The organism is Paenibacillus selenitireducens, from assembly GCF_002021565.1.
In the GTDB taxonomy this organism is placed as follows: Bacteria; Bacillota; Bacilli; order Paenibacillales; family Paenibacillaceae; genus Paenibacillus_K; species Paenibacillus_K selenitireducens.
In genome coordinates, this window is the sequence record NZ_MSZX01000011.1 from 215502 (window position 1) to 232741 (window position 17240).

Genomic DNA, 17240 nt, shown 5'->3' on the forward strand with positions numbered 1-17240 from the left:
AGCCGTTCTACCTGCCTTAATGAGCGTGTGAATTGGAGCCGAACAAGCGATCCAAGCCGTATACGCGCTCTAAGATGAATATGAACACTAAACTCAGCAAGATCACGATCGATGATATCGAAGCGACAAGTGGAGTCAGTGATTCTTGCATATAGCTAAAGATGGCCATCGGCAATGTTGTCGTCGATGGAGAAACCATAAACAGCGACACCGTCACATTGTCAAATGAGGTTAAAAAGGCAAATACCATGCCTGAGAACACCGCTGGTCGAATGATGGGGAAGGTGATATCCCAAAACGTACGGAACGAATTAGCTCCCAATATGGAGGCTGCGCGCTCAAGTGTATAATCAAAGGTGCTTAATCCCGTATATACCAACCGCACCACATAGGGAACGGAGATTAGAATATGAGATAGCAGCAAGCCGATGAAGGTTCCCGCTAATCCAATTCGAGTAAAGAACAGCAATGCTGCGATCCCGATGATAAGGGATGGCACGGTCAGCGGGGACATCAACAGCGAGTTGATCATTCCAGCTCCGCGCGGTTTATACTTATGAAGCGCAAGCGCCGCAAGCGTACCGATAATCGTTGCGATCACGGCTGTAACCAAAGCCAACTGCAAGCTAAACCAGAATGAATCAATGAATTCCGGGCGATCGAATATCTTCACATACCATTGCAGCGAGAACCCTTCAGGTGGAAATCGCAGCGCGCCTGTCGATGTGAAGGATGTCGGTATAATGATAAGGAGGGGCGATACGACCATCAGTACGACGAAAAATGTAATGATTCCGAGCACGGTAGGCCGACGCTTCTTCACATGTATCATGATGAAAACACCTCCTTATACCGCTTCGTTTCAACCAACCTCGTAAAGATCGTGACTAAGAGAATCGTCGAGCCAAGTAATAAAAATGCAATGGCAGCGCCGAGAGACCAATCCAACGAAGCCATCATCTGCTCATACGCCAGCACGGGCAGCACCTTGACCGATGTTCCCCCCATGAGAGCGGGAGTTACGAATGAGCTCATGGCCAGACTGAACACAAGCGTTGTTCCGGCAAATATTCCAGGCAAGCTGAGCGGCAGTGTAATGCTGAAAAATTGTTTGGTTCTCGATGCGCCCAGTATTCCGGCAGCTTTGTAGAGAGAGGAATCGATAGCGTATAAGCTGGTTGAGATCGCGAGCACCATGTATACAATCAGCGAATCGGTCAAGCCGATAACAACTCCGAGCTCGTTATAAAGCAATCGCAGCGGTCCTGAAATGATTCCTAAAGACATCAAGGTGTTGTTTATGAAGCCGTCATCTCCCAGAATAACAACCCATCCAAAGTTTCGGATCACAACGCTGATGAGATGGGGGGAGAGGATAAGAAACGTGATGAGGCCGCGCATCTTTGGCGCAGCCTGCGCCATGTACATGGCGACGGGATAGCCCAACAGCAGGCATACCACAACGGTATACAGACTGAGCTTCACGGTGCGCCACAGAATCTCCAGGTAATAGGAATCTTGGAACAGATGGGCATACGATACCAAAGTCCAGGCACCTCTACCCATATCTTCGCGCAAGCTGATCATCAGCATGTAGATCATCGGAAGCACGAATACACCTAGAATGATGATGAGTCCCGGAACGAGCAGAAGCATTGCGATCAAGCCCTTAGATCGCTTCAATTGGGGCATGGGATTATGCCTCCTTCCGCGGAAATATGTTGGCTTGATACGCATTCCAGCTTAACTTGACCGGCTCACCTTCAGCGAAGCTGATGATAGGCGAATAATTAGTGCGTACGGTAATGATGTGACTGCCAGCCTCTACAATGACCTCGATGAATGAGCCGAGGAAGGAGAGCAATTTTACAGTTCCTGAGATCGAATTGACACCTGCTTCTTCAGCAGTTTCCTGCATGCTTCCGACTTTCTCCAAGCTAATGTATTCAGGCCGAACATATACACTGACCTCGTCTCCCGAGTTATAGAGACGATCATTGCGCTTGGCGGAGAAGGTCATTCCTTCCGTCGTCTTAAGCCGCCAGTGATGTTCATCCCCGCCAGTAATGACAGCTTGGAATCCATTCGACTTGCCTACAAATTCATGCACGAACGCTGTAGCCGGCTGCTGGTAGATATCTTCCGGTGTGCCGATCTGTTCTACCTTGCCATGATCGAGAACGACGATGCGGTCGGACATGTACATCGCCTCTTCTTGATCATGGGTTACAAATATCGTGGTAACACCGATTTCCTGCTGCAGCCGCTTGATCTCCTCACGCAGCTCCTCGCGCAGCTTGGCGTCCAGATTGCTAAGCGGCTCATCAAGCAGCAAGAGCGAGGGCTCTGTGACGAGCGCGCGCGCAATCGCGATGCGCTGCCGCTGCCCTCCGGACAGCTGCTTCGGATAGCGGTCGGTCAAGTGCGGAAGCTTGACCACATCCAGCACCTTCCGCACTCTCGTCTCGATCTCCGACTTTGACACCTTGCGCAGCTTCAATCCATAAGCCACATTTTCAGCTACCGTCATATGAGGGAATAAGGAATAAGTCTGGAACACCATGCCGAGATCACGTTTATTGGCAGGCACGCCGTTCATCGGTTTGCCCTTGATGATCAGCGTACCTTCATCAGGCTCCAAAAATCCCGCTAACATATTCAAGGTGGTCGTCTTGCCGCAGCCGGACGGACCTAGAAAGGTAACGCATTCACCGCGCTCCACTTGCAAATTGAAATTATCCACCACTGTCGTGCTGCCGAAGCGCTTTCGGATTTGATGCAATTCAACGTCATAACTCTTCGTCATATGTGTTCCTCCCCTTATGATCCGATAAGCTTATTTGCCAACGAGCGGCGCGATTTCTTTATTGAATGTTTCCAGCCATGCCTTCTTATTGTCGCTGATCGTGGAGTAGTTGAAGTTTACGATCTTGCTCTTGTCAAAGTTAAGCAGCTTGCCGATATCGTCAGGCAATGCAACATCAATAACCGGATTGTAGTACAGCTTCGTTGCGAATAAGGATTGTACGTCTTCTGTGAGCAGGAAATCGATAAATGCTTTCGCTGCTTCTGGATTTTTCGAGCCCTTCACGATAGATGCTACGGTTGGAACAACGTTGGCGCCTTCCTTCGGAATGACGAATTCCAACTCGACACCGGCATCCTTCTGCACGATGCTGCGGGCCATCGTCCATGCTGTGTAGGCAGCCGTGTTGTTTTGCAGGTTCTGTTGAATCTGAGCCGCCGTCTTCGCGAAGGTAGGCATATAGGTTGCAATCGTTTTCAATTTTTCGAAACCAGTTGCCATATCCGCTTCGGAGCCGCCGTTAGCGTACGACAACATGATCGTAGCAGAGCGACCGAAGTTGCTCGACATTTCAGTAAGCGTAATGTTGCCTTTCATTTCAGGGAGAGCCAGGTCATTCCAGGACGCTGGAATCGGGAGATTCTTCTCCTTTACGAGCTTAGAGTTGTAGGAAATGCCCATCGGTGTATAGTTGATCGTCACGCCGCTGTTGTCTGCCACCTTGAATTGATCACTTATTTTGGACATGTTAGGAATCTCAGCAGGGTTCAGCGCTTCCCACAAGCCTTCTACACGTCCTGTTTCTTGCTCGCTTCCCTCGATAAAAGCGATATCAATCTGAGCAGAGCCTTGCTGAGCTTTGACCTTAGCTACGATGTCCGTCGCGACGCCTGCGACATATGTCAGCTTGACATCGGGATACTTTTCATTGAATTTCTTGAAGATTTCATCCTTGAACAGAGCTTCGACCGTTGCGCCGTTGCCGGCAAAAACGAGATTGCCTTTGATCGCTGTGTTATTGTCAGTCTTGGTTTCGTTGGTTGCAGCAGGTTTCGATGTAGGAGAGTCAGAGGTGTTCGTAGAGGTTTTCGTTCCTCCGCATGCGGTAAACAGTGAGGTCATCAGCGTTAAAGCGAGAATGATAGATGCAAAGCGACGTGTCTTCATCAAATAATCTCCCCTTATAAAATTGTTCACTATTAGAGAACGATGTTCAACAATAGTGAATTTTGTTTTTGATTTTAACACAGCGCCATGTTATATTCAATCGTGTTAGCAATGAAATTCATCACATTTTCTCTTTTAATTTGTATAAAGTGACAATATTCTTGTTTGGAAATGGAGTCGATCTTCATTAATGGCTTACATATAGAACTAGAATGCTAGTAGGAGGCTGTACATGGATCATTTGTTGACATCTGTGCAAAAGAGCTGCAGGTTGTTGAAATTATTTCTGCGAGACCAGACAGAGTGGGGAGTAACTGACATAAGCAAGGAGCTGCAATGGTCCAAAGGTGCCGTTCATAAGATGCTAGCCACGTTGGAAAGCGAAGGATTCATTAAGCAGAATGTGCATACGCGTCAGTATTCGCTTGGTTATGCTTGTCTTGAGCTCGGCAACCGAGTGAAGAAGAATAATGATTGGGTCAGCATTGCTCGTCCTTATCTGGAGCGTATTGCGATGGAGACGAAGGAATCCGTCTGCTTGTGCATCCGCGAAGGACATGACGCGATCTATATAGATAAGATTGATTCTCCATTATCGATTCGTTTTATTATTGATGCCTATCGCCGCTTTCCCCTCTATGCTACCAGCGCATCGCGTGTTATTCTGGCCCACGGCCCTGAAGAGGTGAAGACGCGCGTGTACGCTGAGCCGATAGCGGCCTTCACGGAGCATTCCATGAAGAGTGTGGACGAGCTGCGCGAACGGATCAACCGCATTGAGAAGCAGGGGTATGAGATCAGCTCGAATATGCGCAATGTCGGGGTAACCGGGATTGCTGCCCCGATCTATGACGCAGATGGACAGGTGAATGCTTCTGTCAGTTTGATTGGGCCAAGCGACCGGGTAGATCCGCATCGTGAGGAATGGATTCAGACCGTGTTGACCGCCGCTGCTGAAATATCACGGCTGGTAGGCTACCGACAGTAAGCAGCGAGCACAGGCCTGGCTTAAGCAGATGCAGATTGAATTCACATACGGGGTGGCTAGGGCAACTGTGAAACATGATAAGAAGATTAATACTGTCTATATCAGTACTCCAGAGTATACAGGCAGTACAGGGGATGAAAACGTCGTTTTTAAGTGTCTATCATGAAAACTAGCCGAAATCTTATAGCTGCTGTTATATTACTAATGATCTTCACGATACTCCCTAATCACCTTGTGGCTAGGGAGTTTTTTGAATAGCCTAACTCCTCAGATTTCCTAACCGAACGGGCAATGGTAATCTTGCAAAAGTGAGGTGGCCATGCGTTTTTTCTATAATGGAAAGGAAAACAATGCGATATACATATTTTGGCCTCATCATTGAGTATAAAAAACATCTACGCTATACTAAGAAAATGATAAATTTCAGCCTAAGGGGGATTACGTAACCATGAGCATTTCGGTCAAAGATGTTGAGCATGTTGCCAAGCTCGCGCGTCTCTCATTAACCGATGAAGAGAAAGAGCAGTTTACAGGGCAATTGAATGCCATTTTAAAATATGCTGAGAAGCTGAATGAGCTGGACACAGACAACGTGCAGCCGACAACGCACGTACTTCAAATCCATAACGTCATGCGTGAAGATGAGAATAGACCATCCTTGCCTATTGAGAAAGTACTTCGTAATGCACCTGATGAAGAAGATGACCAAATTCGTGTACCGGCGGTACTAGAATAACGGACTGAAAGGAGAATCCCCTTGTCACTATTTGATTTGCGATTGCAAGAAATTCATAACCAACTTAATGCTAGAGAACTCTCCGTCTCCGATCTTGTGGACCAAGCGTACCAACGTATCGGTCAGACAGAGAATAAAGTAAAAGCTTACCTTACATTAAATGAAGAGCACGCGCGCGCGCATGCGAGATTGTTGGACGAGCAGCTTGCAACGGATGCACCTCGCGGTCTTTTGTTTGGGCTACCAGCAGGGATTAAAGATAATATCGTAACGGAAGGACTTCGCACCACATGTGCAAGTCAATTCCTATCGAACTATGACCCGATCTATGACGCAACCGTTGTACAGAAACTGAAAAAGGCACAATCGGTTACACTTGGAAAATTGAACATGGATGAATTCGCGATGGGCGGATCCAATGAGAACTCGAGCTTTTACCCAACAAGAAATCCATGGAACTTAGATTATGTGCCTGGCGGATCTAGCGGCGGTTCAGCTGCAGCTGTAGCCTCAGGCGAAGCGTACTTCACGTTAGGTTCAGATACAGGTGGTTCCATCCGTCAACCGGCTTCCTATTGCGGAGTGGTTGGCTTGAAACCAACTTATGGTCTTGTTTCTCGTTTTGGTCTAGTTGCTTTTGCTTCTTCTTTAGACCAGATCGGACCGATCACGAAGAACGTCGAAGATTCCGCTTATGTGCTTCAAGCCATAGCTGGTTACGATAACATGGATTCTACTTCTGCGAAAGTTGACATTCCAGATTACGTAAGTGCGTTGAATGGGGATATCAAAGGGTTGCGTATCGGCGTGCCAAAAGAATATCTCGGGCAAGGCATCGATCCGAAGGTTAAGGAATCCGTCCTTGCAGCGTTAAAAGTACTTGAGGGACTTGGCGCAACGTGGGAAGAAGTATCGTTGCCGCATACGGAGTATGCCGTTGCAACTTACTATCTGCTTGCCTCCTCCGAAGCTTCTTCGAACTTAGCGCGTTTTGACGGGGTTCGTTACGGGGTTCGTGCGGACAATCCAGATAACTTGATCGATATGTACGTGAAATCCAGAAGCCAAGGGTTTGGCGAAGAGGTGAAGCGTCGTATCATGCTGGGAACGTATGCGCTTAGCTCGGGATATTATGATGCGTATTATTTAAAAGCACAAAAAGTACGTACCTTGATCAAACAAGATTTCGATCAGGTGTTTGCGAACTATGACGTGATCATTGGACCTACAGCACCGACAACAGCTTTCCCGATCGGCTCGCAAGTGGATGATCCTTTAACCATGTATTTAAATGATATCGTGACAATACCGGTAAGCTTGGCAGGTGTGCCAGCGATTAGTGTTCCATGCGGCTTTGCCGATGGCATGCCAGTCGGATTGCAAATTATTGGGAAGGCTTTTGATGAATCCACCGTGCTTCGTGTTGCGCATGCATATGAACAGAGTACGGAACATCATAAGCTGCGCCCGCAGTTGTAAAGAGGAGGTTTCCCATGTCTATATCGAAATACGAAACCGTCATCGGCTTAGAGGTTCACGTTGAACTTCATACGAATTCTAAAATATTCTGCGGCTGTAAGACATCCTTCGGCGCTTCGCCGAACAGCAATACATGCCCGATTTGTCTAGGGCATCCGGGCGTATTGCCCGTATTAAATCATCGCGCGGTTGAGTATGCGATGAAAGCTGCGATGGCACTGAACTGTACCATTGCGACAGAGAGCAAGTTCGATCGTAAGAACTATTTCTACCCGGATTCACCAAAAGCCTACCAAATCTCCCAATATGATAAACCGATTGGTGAGAATGGTTGGATCGACATCGAAGTGAACGGAGAGACGAAGCGTATTGGCGTTACTCGTTTGCACTTAGAAGAAGATGCGGGGAAACTCACGCACGTTGATGGCGGCTATGCATCCTTGGTTGATTTTAACCGTGTGGGAACGCCTTTGTTAGAGATCGTATCCGAACCGGATTTGCGTTCTGCGGAAGAAGCCAAAGCATATCTTGAAAAGCTGAAAGCGATCATGCAATACTGTGATGTGTCCGATGTGAAAATGGAGCAGGGTTCGCTTCGTTGCGATGCGAATATCAGTCTTCGTCCATACGAACAGAAGGAATTCGGTATTCGTGCCGAATTGAAGAACATGAACTCCTTCCGTGGCGTACAACGCGGGATTGAATACGAAGAGATCCGTCAAGCCGATATTCTGGATGACGGCGGTGTGGTGGTTCAAGAAACGAGACGTTGGGATGATTCCCAAGGCAAGACGTTCTCGATGCGTGGCAAAGAAGAAGCACATGACTACCGTTACTTCCCAGACCCAGATTTAGTATCCGTGTTTATTAGTGATGAGTGGAAAGCACGCGTTAAAGCTTCGATTCCTGAGCTCCCTGAGGCTCGTAAAGCGCGTTATGCAGCAGAATATGATCTTCCAAGCTATGATGCAGACGTGATTACGTCTTCCATCTCTTTGGCTGATTTCTTCGAGGAAAGTTTGAAATATACGAAGGATGCCAAAGCGGTATCCAACTGGATCATGGGTGACTTGCTAGCGCACTTAAATGCAAGCAACTTAGAATTATCAGATGTTAAAGTGACAGGTCAAGGGTTAGGTGAAATGATTGGCTTGATCGAGAAAGGAACCATCAGCAACAAAATCGCGAAGACGGTCTTCAAGGAAATGATCGAGAGCGGTAAAGCGCCGCAAGTGATCGTGGAAGAGAAGGGGCTTGTGCAAATTAGCGACGAAGGCGCCATCAAAGCGATCGTGGATAAAGTTGTTGATGCGAATCCGCAATCGGTCGAAGATTTCCGCGCAGGTAAAGATAAAGCGATTGGTTTCCTTGTAGGACAAGTCATGAAGGAATCACGCGGTAAGGCTAATCCTGCGCTGGTTAACCAGTTACTCGCAGATCGCCTGAAAGGTTAGATCCTTGGTTTACATGTACATCTATGAAATGCCCGCTTTGCGGGCTCAGAGTGTCGATAAAGTCCACAGGACTTTTCGGCACTTTATTTTTTTTGGTGATCTCGTTTCGTAGAAGAAAAATCATGTTGTTAAAATCCAGTACAGGTGGGGAAAAGTGCTTGTGGTGTTGCTATATTGGATAAATCCACTAACTTCGCCGTCTTCAGTACGATTTCGCACGCTATACTGGATAAATCCAATAGAATGTGCTGAAAATGCCTCTAAAATGCTGATTTCCCCCCTCTATATTGGAAACGTCCAGTATAGGTGCGCGTTTTAGTGCTGGTAGTGAAACTATGTTGGATAAATCCATTTTAGGTACGAGAATTCGTGTTGGAAAGCTTGCCTGTTTAGGGTGAAGGCACTTTTTTACGTGCCCTCCAAAAAAACGGGGGTTTCTCGACAGCCCGCAAAGTACCTGAATCAGCTTCGAAGTCAAGTCCACACTTTGTAGGGTTATTTTGTGTTCCACGCCTGTCATGATTCAAGTATAATAATACATAATTTATGAGGAGAGGAGCGATTCGGAAGATGAAGGATCCCTGGGTAATTGATAATCTCCATGTGACGATCCGATTATTGCTGGCCATGCTATTAGGCGGTCTCGTAGGGTTTGAGCGGGAACATAATAACCATGCTGCAGGTTTAAGAACTCACATTTTAGTGTGCGTGGGGTCGACATTAATTATGCTGCTCTCCATTTATGGCTTCGCGCAGTTCGTGACGTTGAATCGCGATCCGGCGCGGTTAGCCGCCTCCGTTATTACAGGTATTGGATTCTTGGGTGCGGGAACGATTTTATTCACGGGCAAATCCATCACGGGGCTGACCACGGCAGCATCTCTATGGGTTGTCGCGGCGATTGGCCTTGCGATTGGAGCGGGATTTTATTATGCGGCCGTTGCTGCAACGTTACTTGTATTATTGAATTTATGGGTGTTAAACAAAATTGAGCAAAAGTTTTTGAATGGGAAAAAAGCTCGGATTCTTACCATTCGTGCGGTAGGAAAGCACAACCTGATCGATGAGGTTGCCGCCAAATTAACAACCAAATCCATTATGACCAAACGGATGACATTAACCGAGACAAGGCTTCCCACGGAAGAAAATATTGATGTGCAAATGGAATTGCAGCTGCATGTCGTTGCGCCGAAGCAGATCGATCCCATTAATTTAATCGTGGAACTAAAATCCATTGATGGTGTATTTGCTGTTTCTGTAGAATAAGGAGAGGGGTTCTCTCTCCATGTTACGAACCTTCCTCGAACGGGAGGTTTTATTTTTTGATTTTTGAAGGGCTATTTGAAAAATGATCGTCTCATTAATAGATTAACGTCGCAAGGGAGGTGACACGGTGGAACAACAGACGGATGACCAAATCATCGCTGAAATCCGTCAAGGAAATCAGGAAGCCTATCGAATACTCGTAGATCGTCACAAAAACTATATTTACAACCTGATGTACCGTGAACTGGGCCATCGTGAAACTGCTGAAGATCTTGCGCAGGAAGTTTTCGTGAAGCTATTTCGTTATTTACCTCACTTTCGAGGTGAGGCGAAGTTTACGACGTGGATGTATCGTTTGGCGATGAACACGCTGACGGACTACCGGAGAGCACAGAAGCGAAGACCGCTCGAGACCATCGTAGATTCCATCAAGTCTTGGTTTAGCGATCGGGTCGAAGAAGAGCCTGAGGAAAGACTGCTAATGCTGGAAGAACAACAAGAAGTACAGCTCGTATTAGGCAAGTTGAAGGAGAAGTACCGCATCGTTCTGGAATTGTATCACATGCAACAGCTGTCATATCAGGAGATCTCGATGGTATTAGAGGTTCCTTTGCGAACCGTTGAGACACGGCTTTATCGGGCCAAACAACAATTTGAACGCATATGGATGGAGGTGCAAGCCAGTGATACGAAAGTCTCGGAGACAACAACCCGTAAACCTAAGGGAATGGAAAATATCTCAGCATCGCGATGAACCATCTTCCATAGCCATAGACAAAATTATGGAACAGATGCCTATGTATGAGACTTCTCCGGAATTTACGGATCAGGTGATGCAGCGCCTTACCATGGCTAAGCGGCCAGCTCAATCACCATCGACACCTTCAGAACACGTCGTACTGAATTTTTTTACGCGGCAGAAGCAATTTGTTCATTTTGCGGTTGCTGGCGCGGCAACCTATCTTTTCGTAGCGACGGGTATTCTACAGTCCTTAGTCTCTGTAGATACTTTACGACTTGAGATCGAAATGAAGATGAGGGTTCATCATGTGGTTACAACGGGTATAGAGTGGCTTACACAAATCATTCAAGGTTAGGAGGAATAGGATATGAACGAATCGACACAACAGAAGCAATCTGCTTACGATCCATTTTTGGATGAGCGGATGCATCATTTAAAACAACCCACACAACCAAACGGATACTCGAATCAAGATTTTTATCATCCTTATGGGGGTAAAATGCCGCGAAAAGGCAAATTCGTTGCAGGACTGCTTGCATTTTTCTTTCCAGGGCTCGGGCATTTTTATCTTGGGCTCATGCAGCGGGGTTTCACGGTTATGTTATGTTTTGCTCTGAATATCGTGGCTATTGTATATAGTGTCTCGTTGCCAGGCGGCGGCAGCGTACCGTTGGTTGTGTTACTCAGCCTACTGGTACCGGCCATTTACTTTTATAATTTGTTTGATGCGCTACAATGTACAGATCGCGTCAATGCAGAACGTATCTATGGCATTGTTCCCGAAGGGATGACACCGCTCATCTCTAACGGCGGATTTGCTTTTAAAGGCAGCTCCTTAGGTCTGATCCTGGTCGTATGCGGTGTCTGTGTTCTCATGTTTAGCGTGAATCCGGCTTGGCTGCAATTTATATTTTCGAGCGGGGGGCCTTATTTTGGTGCTGTACTGCTCATCGTTGCAGGGTTGTTCCTACTTCTAAAAACTCGCAATAAGTAAAGATATAGGGGAGAGGGATCAAGACGATGATCAAAGCTGGGAGATATACGGCAGCGCTTCTACTTTTAACGGTGGGTGCATTGTTAATTTGGGATCAAGCGACGGGAGACGTCGTGCATATGCAGTATTTGATTCAATGGTGGCCGATTCTCTTTATCGTATGGGGCGTCGAATACATTGTTTTGAATATGGCATATCGAAAATCGGATAAGCGAATGAAGCTGGATATTGGCGGGGTATTCGTATCCGTCTTGTTATCCGCGATCGTATTTTGTGTGACACAACCATCGCTTGTTGCAGATTTATGGAAAAAGGTCAATTTTAAAATCAATATCGCTTCCGATGTCAATGTGGCGCAATGGGAGAAGTTCGAAAAGCCGATTAAACGGATTGAAGTGGATTCGGGCACGAAAAATCTCGTCGTACGTAACGATTTCGGTGATGTCGTCATTCAGAAAGGCGATGTGAAGCAACTTGAAATTGAAACAACGCTGCGCATCGACGCCCCCCGAAAAGAGGCGGAACCTATTGCAGAAGAGTCGAATATTCATATCGAACAAGGCAAACAATTAACGATACAGGCACAGGGCAAATCTTTTGGGAACGGATGGAAGAAGTATCCTAAAATGGATCTCGTGATTACACTTCCGGAGGCTATATCTGTAGATGTAGATGTTAAAGTGGAGCTTGGCGATATTTACGTCCAGGGAATTCAGGCTCCTAGTGAAGTGAAGTTGTTGACAGCCAAAGGCGATGTGGATGTGGAGAAAGTGAAAGGATCGGTCAACGCAGAGACGATGCTAGGCGATGTAAGCTTAACAGCAATTGAAGGCCATGCTGTAATGAATTCGAAGAGCGGGGATCTGAATGTTAGTCATATCACGGCCGGTGCGGAAGTGTCGACCTTGAATGGGGATATTCGTATTGAAGAAGTTTCGGGGGATATTACAGCCGATACCAAAAACGGCGATATTGATGTGGACAGCGCAGACCAGAATTTGAAGGCCTCCACGTTAAATGGTGATGTCTTCATTGCTTCTTCTAAGGTTGGGGGAGACTGGACAGTCGAGTCGACGATTGGAGATTTAGAGATATCGCTTCCAGAAGCAGGAGATTATGAAGTCGTAGGAAATACAACGATTGGCTCTGTGGACGTGGGTGATTTACCATTACAAGCTGAGCATAATACGATATCGGGCATCGTCGGGAATGGGAAATATAAGATAAAACTCGATGCCACAAGCAGCATTACCTTGAAAAACAATTGAAATCAACCAGTTCGCGGAGTACAATGAAAACTATATACGTTTTAAACTATTTTGTACTTCAATGATCAGGTGGTGTAAAACCATGAATACACAAGTTCAAGAGGCACTTGAACAATTAAAAATTACAGGGGTTCGAATTACGCCACAACGCCACGCGATTTTGACGTTCTTATTGGATTCCATGACGCATCCAACCGCGGATGATATTTACAGAGCGCTTGCACCTCAATTTCCAAGTATGAGCGTTGCAACGATATATAATAACTTGAAAATGTTTGTCGAAGCAGGCCTTGTGCGTGAGCTGACTTATGGGGACAACTCCAGCCGGTTTGATGCCGACCTGACTTCACACTATCATGCAATCTGTCAAAAATGCGGTAAGATCGTTGATTTCCATTACCCGGCACTCTATGAAGTGGAGAAAGCTGCTGAAGCGCAGACAGGATTTGCTGTCAGTGGGCATCGCATGGAGATTTACGGGGTATGCCCATCATGTGCTGGGAAGGCGTGAGTGGACTACTTTAGAATTGGAGAGAGAGATGAGTCGACACCATCGTAAACAGACAGGCCCGCGCAAACGAGGCTTGTTTTTTATTACAGTGACTTTGTTGGTTATTATTCTTGCAGGGGTATATATTAAGTTGGAAGTATTGCCAAGTACGAAACATGTGACACCGGATTTTGACGGGTTAACGAAGCCCATCTTTGTTGCTGGAGAACTGCAGAAAGTTTCCGCTATGGGGACGAAAGAGGGGATTAAGCTTCCGCTGTCCGTCATTCAGGCCCAAGTGGACTCGACGATCCGTTATGAGGAATCATCCAAGACGATTATCATGGCGACCAAGGATAAGCTGATACACTTCAAGACCGATCAATTAACGGGGAAAGTGAACAGCAAACCGTTCGAGCTTCATTTTGCAGCCGAGCAAGTGAAGGGAACTCTATACTTGCCTTTGGCACCGCTGCAAGAGCTGTATGGACTTCAATTGCATGAAAATAGTGAGACCGGAATCGTCACAATGTACAAGGCAGGCGATACGATTCAGCATGCGAAGGTGGTTTCGTTTAAAAAGAAAACGCGGACCGTTCCATTACGGGTGGGTCCTTCGATTCACCAACCTATCCTTGCAGACGTCGAGCAGGGGGCTCCGTTACAGATCTGGGCCACTGTCGATGGATGGTATAAAGTTCAACTCGACAATGGATACGTAGGTTTTATGAGACAAGCCGACGTGCATCTGGAAGAGAAGATCACGGTAGAGTCTGGTCCATCTGAAGAGGAGAAACAAACAGCTCCTATTGAAGGGCCGATTAATCTGATCTGGGAAGCCGTCTACAATAAGAACCCTGACACCAGCAAGATAGGGCCATTGCCAGGCGTGAATGTAGTGAGTCCGACGTGGTTCAGTTTGTTAGACGGGAAAGGCAATGTTCAGAGTAAAGCCGATTCAACTTATGTCCAATGGGCTCATAGTCAGAACATGCAGGTTTGGGCACTGTTCAGCAATAGTTTTGAACCTAAGTTGACGACTGCGGCGTTATCGACTTTTGAGAGCCGGTTTCAAATGATTCAACAGGTATTATCTTATGCGCGGATTTATCGCGTTGATGGTATTAATATTGACTTCGAAAATATTTATACGAAGGATAAAGAGAATTTCACGCAGTTTATGCGAGAACTTTCACCGATGTTAAGGGAGCAGGGTCTCATTGTCTCCGTTGATGTGACACCTAAATCGAATAGTGAAATGTGGTCAGCCTTTCTCGACCGACGAGCGTTGGGTGAGGTTGTCGATTATATGATGGTCATGTCTTATGATGAGCACTGGGCTTCAAGTCCGACTGCTGGTTCTGTTGCGTCATTGCCTTGGGTCGAGAATTCAATTCGTCGAATTATCGACGAGGATAATGTACCTCCTAGTAAGCTAATATTAGGTATTCCGTTATATACGCGAATATGGTCTGAGACTTCGGAGGGCGGAAGTACGAAGGTATCTTCCAAGACAGCTGGCATGAAGACGATTCGAGAATTGTTGGACAAGCTGAAGTTAGAACCTACCTTTGATGCATCTACTGGACAACATTACGTGGAATACAAGGAAGATGGCGTGAAGAAGCGGATTTGGATCGAAGACGAAGTTTCTGTTAAGGCGAGAGTGGACTTGTCCAAGGAACTCAATTTAGCAGGTACGGGATCTTGGACGAGAAGTTTCGCCGTACCGGAGATTTGGGACGATCTTGCTCCGTGACCGAATAGAGAAATAGAATAGAATATGAAAGAAGACACTTCTTGATCGATCGATCACTGAAGTGTCTTCTTTTGTTTGAATATATGATTATGCTTTACTGCCTTCCTCAACAGCAAGAGATGGCTCCTGAGGCACTGATGTAGCTTGGTTAGGATCTAGCGTAAGAATGGTTTTGCAGAACATGCACCGGTCTGTTTTACCAAGAATCTTCGTCTGCTTATGGCACTCTGGACATTCAAGAATGACAGCCGTCGTGGATAACATCCCTGCCCAGAAATAAATTCCGACGCTTACTAGCATACTGATCATTCCTAGTACCATGAAGATGGCTGCAATGATTTTCCCTGTACTCGACGAACCCCATAATAATAACCCCGCCGTACCAAGTACCATAACTCCCATGCCTGCCATGGTGAGTAATAGTCCCCACAAGCGAAACTCATTAATCTTACTCGATTTCAACAACATAGCTGTTCTCCGTTCTCCGTTTTATAGTTTGGATCAAAGGCAGGAAACTTACAATATATGTAGAATTACATTATAACGTAAGAAGATTTAAATCGCCAAGGGAGAGGCCGGTGGAAATGATGGATTTCATGAAGAAAACATTATTGACAGAATACATTAATCGCCCCGAGTATGTTGGAGCAATCTGTATTGAAGACACAGTTCCGGATATCTACCCGCCCGAAATATATGGATTTGACATGTTGCTTATCCTTGTAACTGAAACCGACACGCCTCTCCACGAAACCATGCATGTGATGAATGGGAAATTAAGTGTGCAAGTGCATAAAGTGAGTACATGGAGCATGGAACGTTGGCTCGTAGACGGTGAGAATCGAACCATTATTCAATGGCTAATTCAAGGTGAGATATTGCAAGATCATAAGTCTTATCTTCATCAATTGCGGGATCGGATTATCAAATTCGAGAACCCATTGCGAGAACAACGCATGTTAGCAGAATTTACTCAATTTCTCCGGTCGTATCTGCAAGCCAAACAATTCATGCGTTTAAATCATGAGATGGATGCCTATCAGAGAATCATAGAGTCTCTCGGACATTGGGCTGGAATTGTCTTGATCGAAGAAGGGCTGCATCCAGAGGTTTCGGTATGGAATCAAGTGCATGATATTAATTTAGGGGTATACAAGCTGTATGAAGAGCTTACCGTGAGCCAGGAGACGGTGGGACAACGTGTTGAACTACTATTGCTTGCATGTGAGTTCTCGGTCATGTCCAAGATGAAGGAGTGCTGTTCTTTGCTGCTTCGAATCTTATCTAGCAGACAGGACCCGTGGAGTACGAATGATCTCGTCGAACTTCCCGAATTGAATCATGTTCGCGACGATCTTCCATTACTGTTGCAGCGAATGGTGAAAAGATCTTTGGTTCGTGAAGTAGAAGTTCTGCAATCGGAATCCCTAGAGCTGGATACGGCGCTATTCGCAGAAGTGCGCTATGCCGCAGTATAAGCATATATGAAGAGTATCTGAGGTTCCATCATTCTGGTCCTATTCTATGAGATAAAGTTTTTTGTCGAAAAGTGTTGACTTTACTTGCGATTACATGATATATTAATTCTCGCCGCTTCGAACGGAAGTAGTTTTGAAGAGAACGATGAAGAAATGAATCAAAAAAAACTTCAAAAAAAAGCTTGACTAAAGAAACGGCAATGTGTTATATTATAAAAGTCGCCGCTGAAAAAAACGACGACGAAAACGAAAGAAAAATTGATCTTTGAAAACTGAACAACGAGTGAATTAAAGCATTAAATAAAGAACTTTCGAGTTCTTGTCAGTTAGTTTTAAATGAGCAAGTCAAACACTTTAATGGAGAGTTTGATCCTGGCTCAGGACGAACGCTGGCGGCGTGCCTAATACATGCAAGTCGAGCGGAGTTATTCCTTCGGGGATAACTTAGCGGCGGACGGGTGAGTAACACGTAGGCAACCTGCCTGTAAGACTGGGATAACTACCGGAAACGGTAGCTAAGACCGGATACACGATTTGATCGCATGATCGAATTGGGAAAAGCGGAGCAATCTGCTACTTACAGATGGGCCTGCGGCGCATTAGCTAGTTGGTG

Annotated in this window: 17 protein-coding genes and 1 rRNA gene; 13 read left to right on the plus strand and 5 right to left on the minus strand. The window is 46.1% G+C overall.

Annotated features, from left to right (window positions below; genetic code table 11):
- Window positions 1-16: 16 nt before the first annotated feature.
- The 4 genes from BVG16_RS24795 to BVG16_RS24810 are packed head-to-tail and all read right to left on the minus strand — an operon-like array spanning window position 17 to window position 3973.
- Window positions 17-832, minus strand: coding sequence for an ABC transporter permease (locus tag BVG16_RS24795; protein WP_078501886.1), 816 nt, complete (start codon window positions 830-832; stop codon window positions 17-19).
- Entirely contained in the window at window positions 829-1692 is an 864-nt protein-coding gene (locus BVG16_RS24800) for an ABC transporter permease (RefSeq protein ID WP_078501887.1), read from the minus strand. Before BVG16_RS24800 ends, BVG16_RS24795 begins: the two co-directional genes overlap by 4 nt.
- 4 nt (window positions 1693-1696) lie before the next feature.
- The gene (locus tag BVG16_RS24805; RefSeq protein WP_078501888.1) at window positions 1697-2806 is read right to left on the minus strand and encodes an ABC transporter ATP-binding protein; all 1110 of its coding nucleotides are present in this window, start codon (window positions 2804-2806) and stop codon (window positions 1697-1699) included.
- 30 nt (window positions 2807-2836) lie between these two features.
- A complete protein-coding gene (locus BVG16_RS24810) occupies window positions 2837-3973 on the minus strand; it encodes an ABC transporter substrate-binding protein (protein ID WP_078501889.1) in 1137 nt (378 codons plus the stop codon).
- A gap of 232 nt (window positions 3974-4205) precedes the next feature.
- On the opposite strand from BVG16_RS24810, the gene BVG16_RS24815 reads away from it, so the two are divergent.
- The 11 genes from BVG16_RS24815 to BVG16_RS24865 all read left to right on the plus strand — a co-directional run bounded on the left by BVG16_RS24815 (window position 4206) and on the right by BVG16_RS24865 (window position 15149).
- On the plus strand, window positions 4206-4961 hold the full coding sequence (locus tag BVG16_RS24815) for an IclR family transcriptional regulator (RefSeq protein WP_078501890.1): 756 nt from the start codon (window positions 4206-4208) through the stop codon (window positions 4959-4961).
- A 448-nt stretch (window positions 4962-5409) separates the two neighbouring features.
- The gene (gene gatC, locus BVG16_RS24820) at window positions 5410-5697 is read left to right on the plus strand and encodes an Asp-tRNA(Asn)/Glu-tRNA(Gln) amidotransferase subunit GatC (protein ID WP_078501891.1); all 288 of its coding nucleotides are present in this window, start codon (window positions 5410-5412) and stop codon (window positions 5695-5697) included.
- Window positions 5698-5718: 21 nt separating this feature from the next.
- Window positions 5719-7176: an Asp-tRNA(Asn)/Glu-tRNA(Gln) amidotransferase subunit GatA gene (gene gatA / locus BVG16_RS24825; protein WP_078501892.1), complete on the plus strand. Its 1458-nt coding sequence runs from the start codon at window positions 5719-5721 to the stop codon at window positions 7174-7176.
- Between the two features lie 14 nt (window positions 7177-7190).
- Window positions 7191-8630, plus strand: a complete 1440-nt coding sequence (gene gatB / locus BVG16_RS24830; RefSeq protein ID WP_078501893.1) for an Asp-tRNA(Asn)/Glu-tRNA(Gln) amidotransferase subunit GatB — start codon at window positions 7191-7193, stop codon at window positions 8628-8630.
- A 570-nt stretch (window positions 8631-9200) separates the two neighbouring features.
- Window positions 9201-9896: an MgtC/SapB family protein gene (locus BVG16_RS24835; protein WP_078501894.1), complete on the plus strand. Its 696-nt coding sequence runs from the start codon at window positions 9201-9203 to the stop codon at window positions 9894-9896.
- A gap of 127 nt (window positions 9897-10023) precedes the next feature.
- Window positions 10024-10650 (plus strand): RNA polymerase sigma factor, encoded by a 627-nt coding sequence (locus tag BVG16_RS24840; RefSeq protein WP_078501895.1) that lies wholly within the window; start codon window positions 10024-10026, stop codon window positions 10648-10650.
- A 43-nt stretch (window positions 10651-10693) separates the two neighbouring features.
- Window positions 10694-10993: a hypothetical protein gene (locus tag BVG16_RS24845; RefSeq protein WP_078501896.1), complete on the plus strand. Its 300-nt coding sequence runs from the start codon at window positions 10694-10696 to the stop codon at window positions 10991-10993.
- A 12-nt stretch (window positions 10994-11005) separates the two neighbouring features.
- Window positions 11006-11632: a TM2 domain-containing protein gene (locus BVG16_RS24850; RefSeq protein WP_078501897.1), complete on the plus strand. Its 627-nt coding sequence runs from the start codon at window positions 11006-11008 to the stop codon at window positions 11630-11632.
- Window positions 11633-11658: 26 nt separating this feature from the next.
- A complete protein-coding gene (locus BVG16_RS24855; RefSeq protein WP_078501898.1) occupies window positions 11659-12900 on the plus strand; it encodes a DUF4097 family beta strand repeat-containing protein in 1242 nt (413 codons plus the stop codon).
- Window positions 12901-12982: 82 nt separating this feature from the next.
- The gene (gene perR, locus BVG16_RS24860; RefSeq protein WP_078501899.1) at window positions 12983-13411 is read left to right on the plus strand and encodes a peroxide-responsive transcriptional repressor PerR; all 429 of its coding nucleotides are present in this window, start codon (window positions 12983-12985) and stop codon (window positions 13409-13411) included.
- Between the two features lie 28 nt (window positions 13412-13439).
- Window positions 13440-15149 carry a glycosyl hydrolase family 18 protein gene (locus BVG16_RS24865; RefSeq protein WP_078501900.1) on the plus strand — a complete coding sequence of 570 codons (1710 nt, stop codon included), beginning with the start codon at window positions 13440-13442 and terminating at the stop codon, window positions 15147-15149.
- Between the two features lie 87 nt (window positions 15150-15236).
- Here the strand turns inward: BVG16_RS24865 and BVG16_RS24870 are convergent, their stop codons facing one another.
- Complete coding sequence (locus BVG16_RS24870; protein ID WP_078501901.1) at window positions 15237-15617, minus strand: YgzB family protein; 381 nt, start codon at window positions 15615-15617, stop codon at window positions 15237-15239.
- Window positions 15618-15733: 116 nt separating this feature from the next.
- On the opposite strand from BVG16_RS24870, the gene BVG16_RS24875 reads away from it, so the two are divergent.
- The gene (locus BVG16_RS24875; RefSeq protein ID WP_078501902.1) at window positions 15734-16627 is read left to right on the plus strand and encodes a nucleotidyltransferase-like protein; all 894 of its coding nucleotides are present in this window, start codon (window positions 15734-15736) and stop codon (window positions 16625-16627) included.
- 354 nt (window positions 16628-16981) lie between these two features.
- Window positions 16982-17240, plus strand: a 16S ribosomal RNA gene (locus tag BVG16_RS24880); the annotation flags it as partial.

Coding starts and splice junctions, on each gene's coding strand:
- BVG16_RS24875 (WP_078501902.1), top strand. CDS start 15,734: ATGATGGATTTCATGAAGAAAACATTATTGACAGAATACATTAATCGC.
- BVG16_RS24810 (WP_078501889.1), bottom strand. CDS start 3,973: ATGAAGACACGTCGCTTTGCATCTATCATTCTCGCTTTAACGCTGATG.
- BVG16_RS24835 (WP_078501894.1), top strand. CDS start 9,201: ATGAAGGATCCCTGGGTAATTGATAATCTCCATGTGACGATCCGATTA.
- BVG16_RS24805 (WP_078501888.1), bottom strand. CDS start 2,806: ATGACGAAGAGTTATGACGTTGAATTGCATCAAATCCGAAAGCGCTTC.
- BVG16_RS24855 (WP_078501898.1), top strand. CDS start 11,659: ATGATCAAAGCTGGGAGATATACGGCAGCGCTTCTACTTTTAACGGTG.
- gatC (WP_078501891.1), top strand. CDS start 5,410: ATGAGCATTTCGGTCAAAGATGTTGAGCATGTTGCCAAGCTCGCGCGT.
- BVG16_RS24845 (WP_078501896.1), top strand. CDS start 10,694: ATGTATGAGACTTCTCCGGAATTTACGGATCAGGTGATGCAGCGCCTT.
- BVG16_RS24795 (WP_078501886.1), bottom strand. CDS start 832: ATGATACATGTGAAGAAGCGTCGGCCTACCGTGCTCGGAATCATTACA.
- BVG16_RS24815 (WP_078501890.1), top strand. CDS start 4,206: ATGGATCATTTGTTGACATCTGTGCAAAAGAGCTGCAGGTTGTTGAAA.
- gatB (WP_078501893.1), top strand. CDS start 7,191: ATGTCTATATCGAAATACGAAACCGTCATCGGCTTAGAGGTTCACGTT.
- BVG16_RS24800 (WP_078501887.1), bottom strand. CDS start 1,692: ATGCCCCAATTGAAGCGATCTAAGGGCTTGATCGCAATGCTTCTGCTC.
- perR (WP_078501899.1), top strand. CDS start 12,983: ATGAATACACAAGTTCAAGAGGCACTTGAACAATTAAAAATTACAGGG.
- BVG16_RS24865 (WP_078501900.1), top strand. CDS start 13,440: ATGAGTCGACACCATCGTAAACAGACAGGCCCGCGCAAACGAGGCTTG.
- BVG16_RS24850 (WP_078501897.1), top strand. CDS start 11,006: ATGAACGAATCGACACAACAGAAGCAATCTGCTTACGATCCATTTTTG.
- BVG16_RS24870 (WP_078501901.1), bottom strand. CDS start 15,617: ATGTTGTTGAAATCGAGTAAGATTAATGAGTTTCGCTTGTGGGGACTA.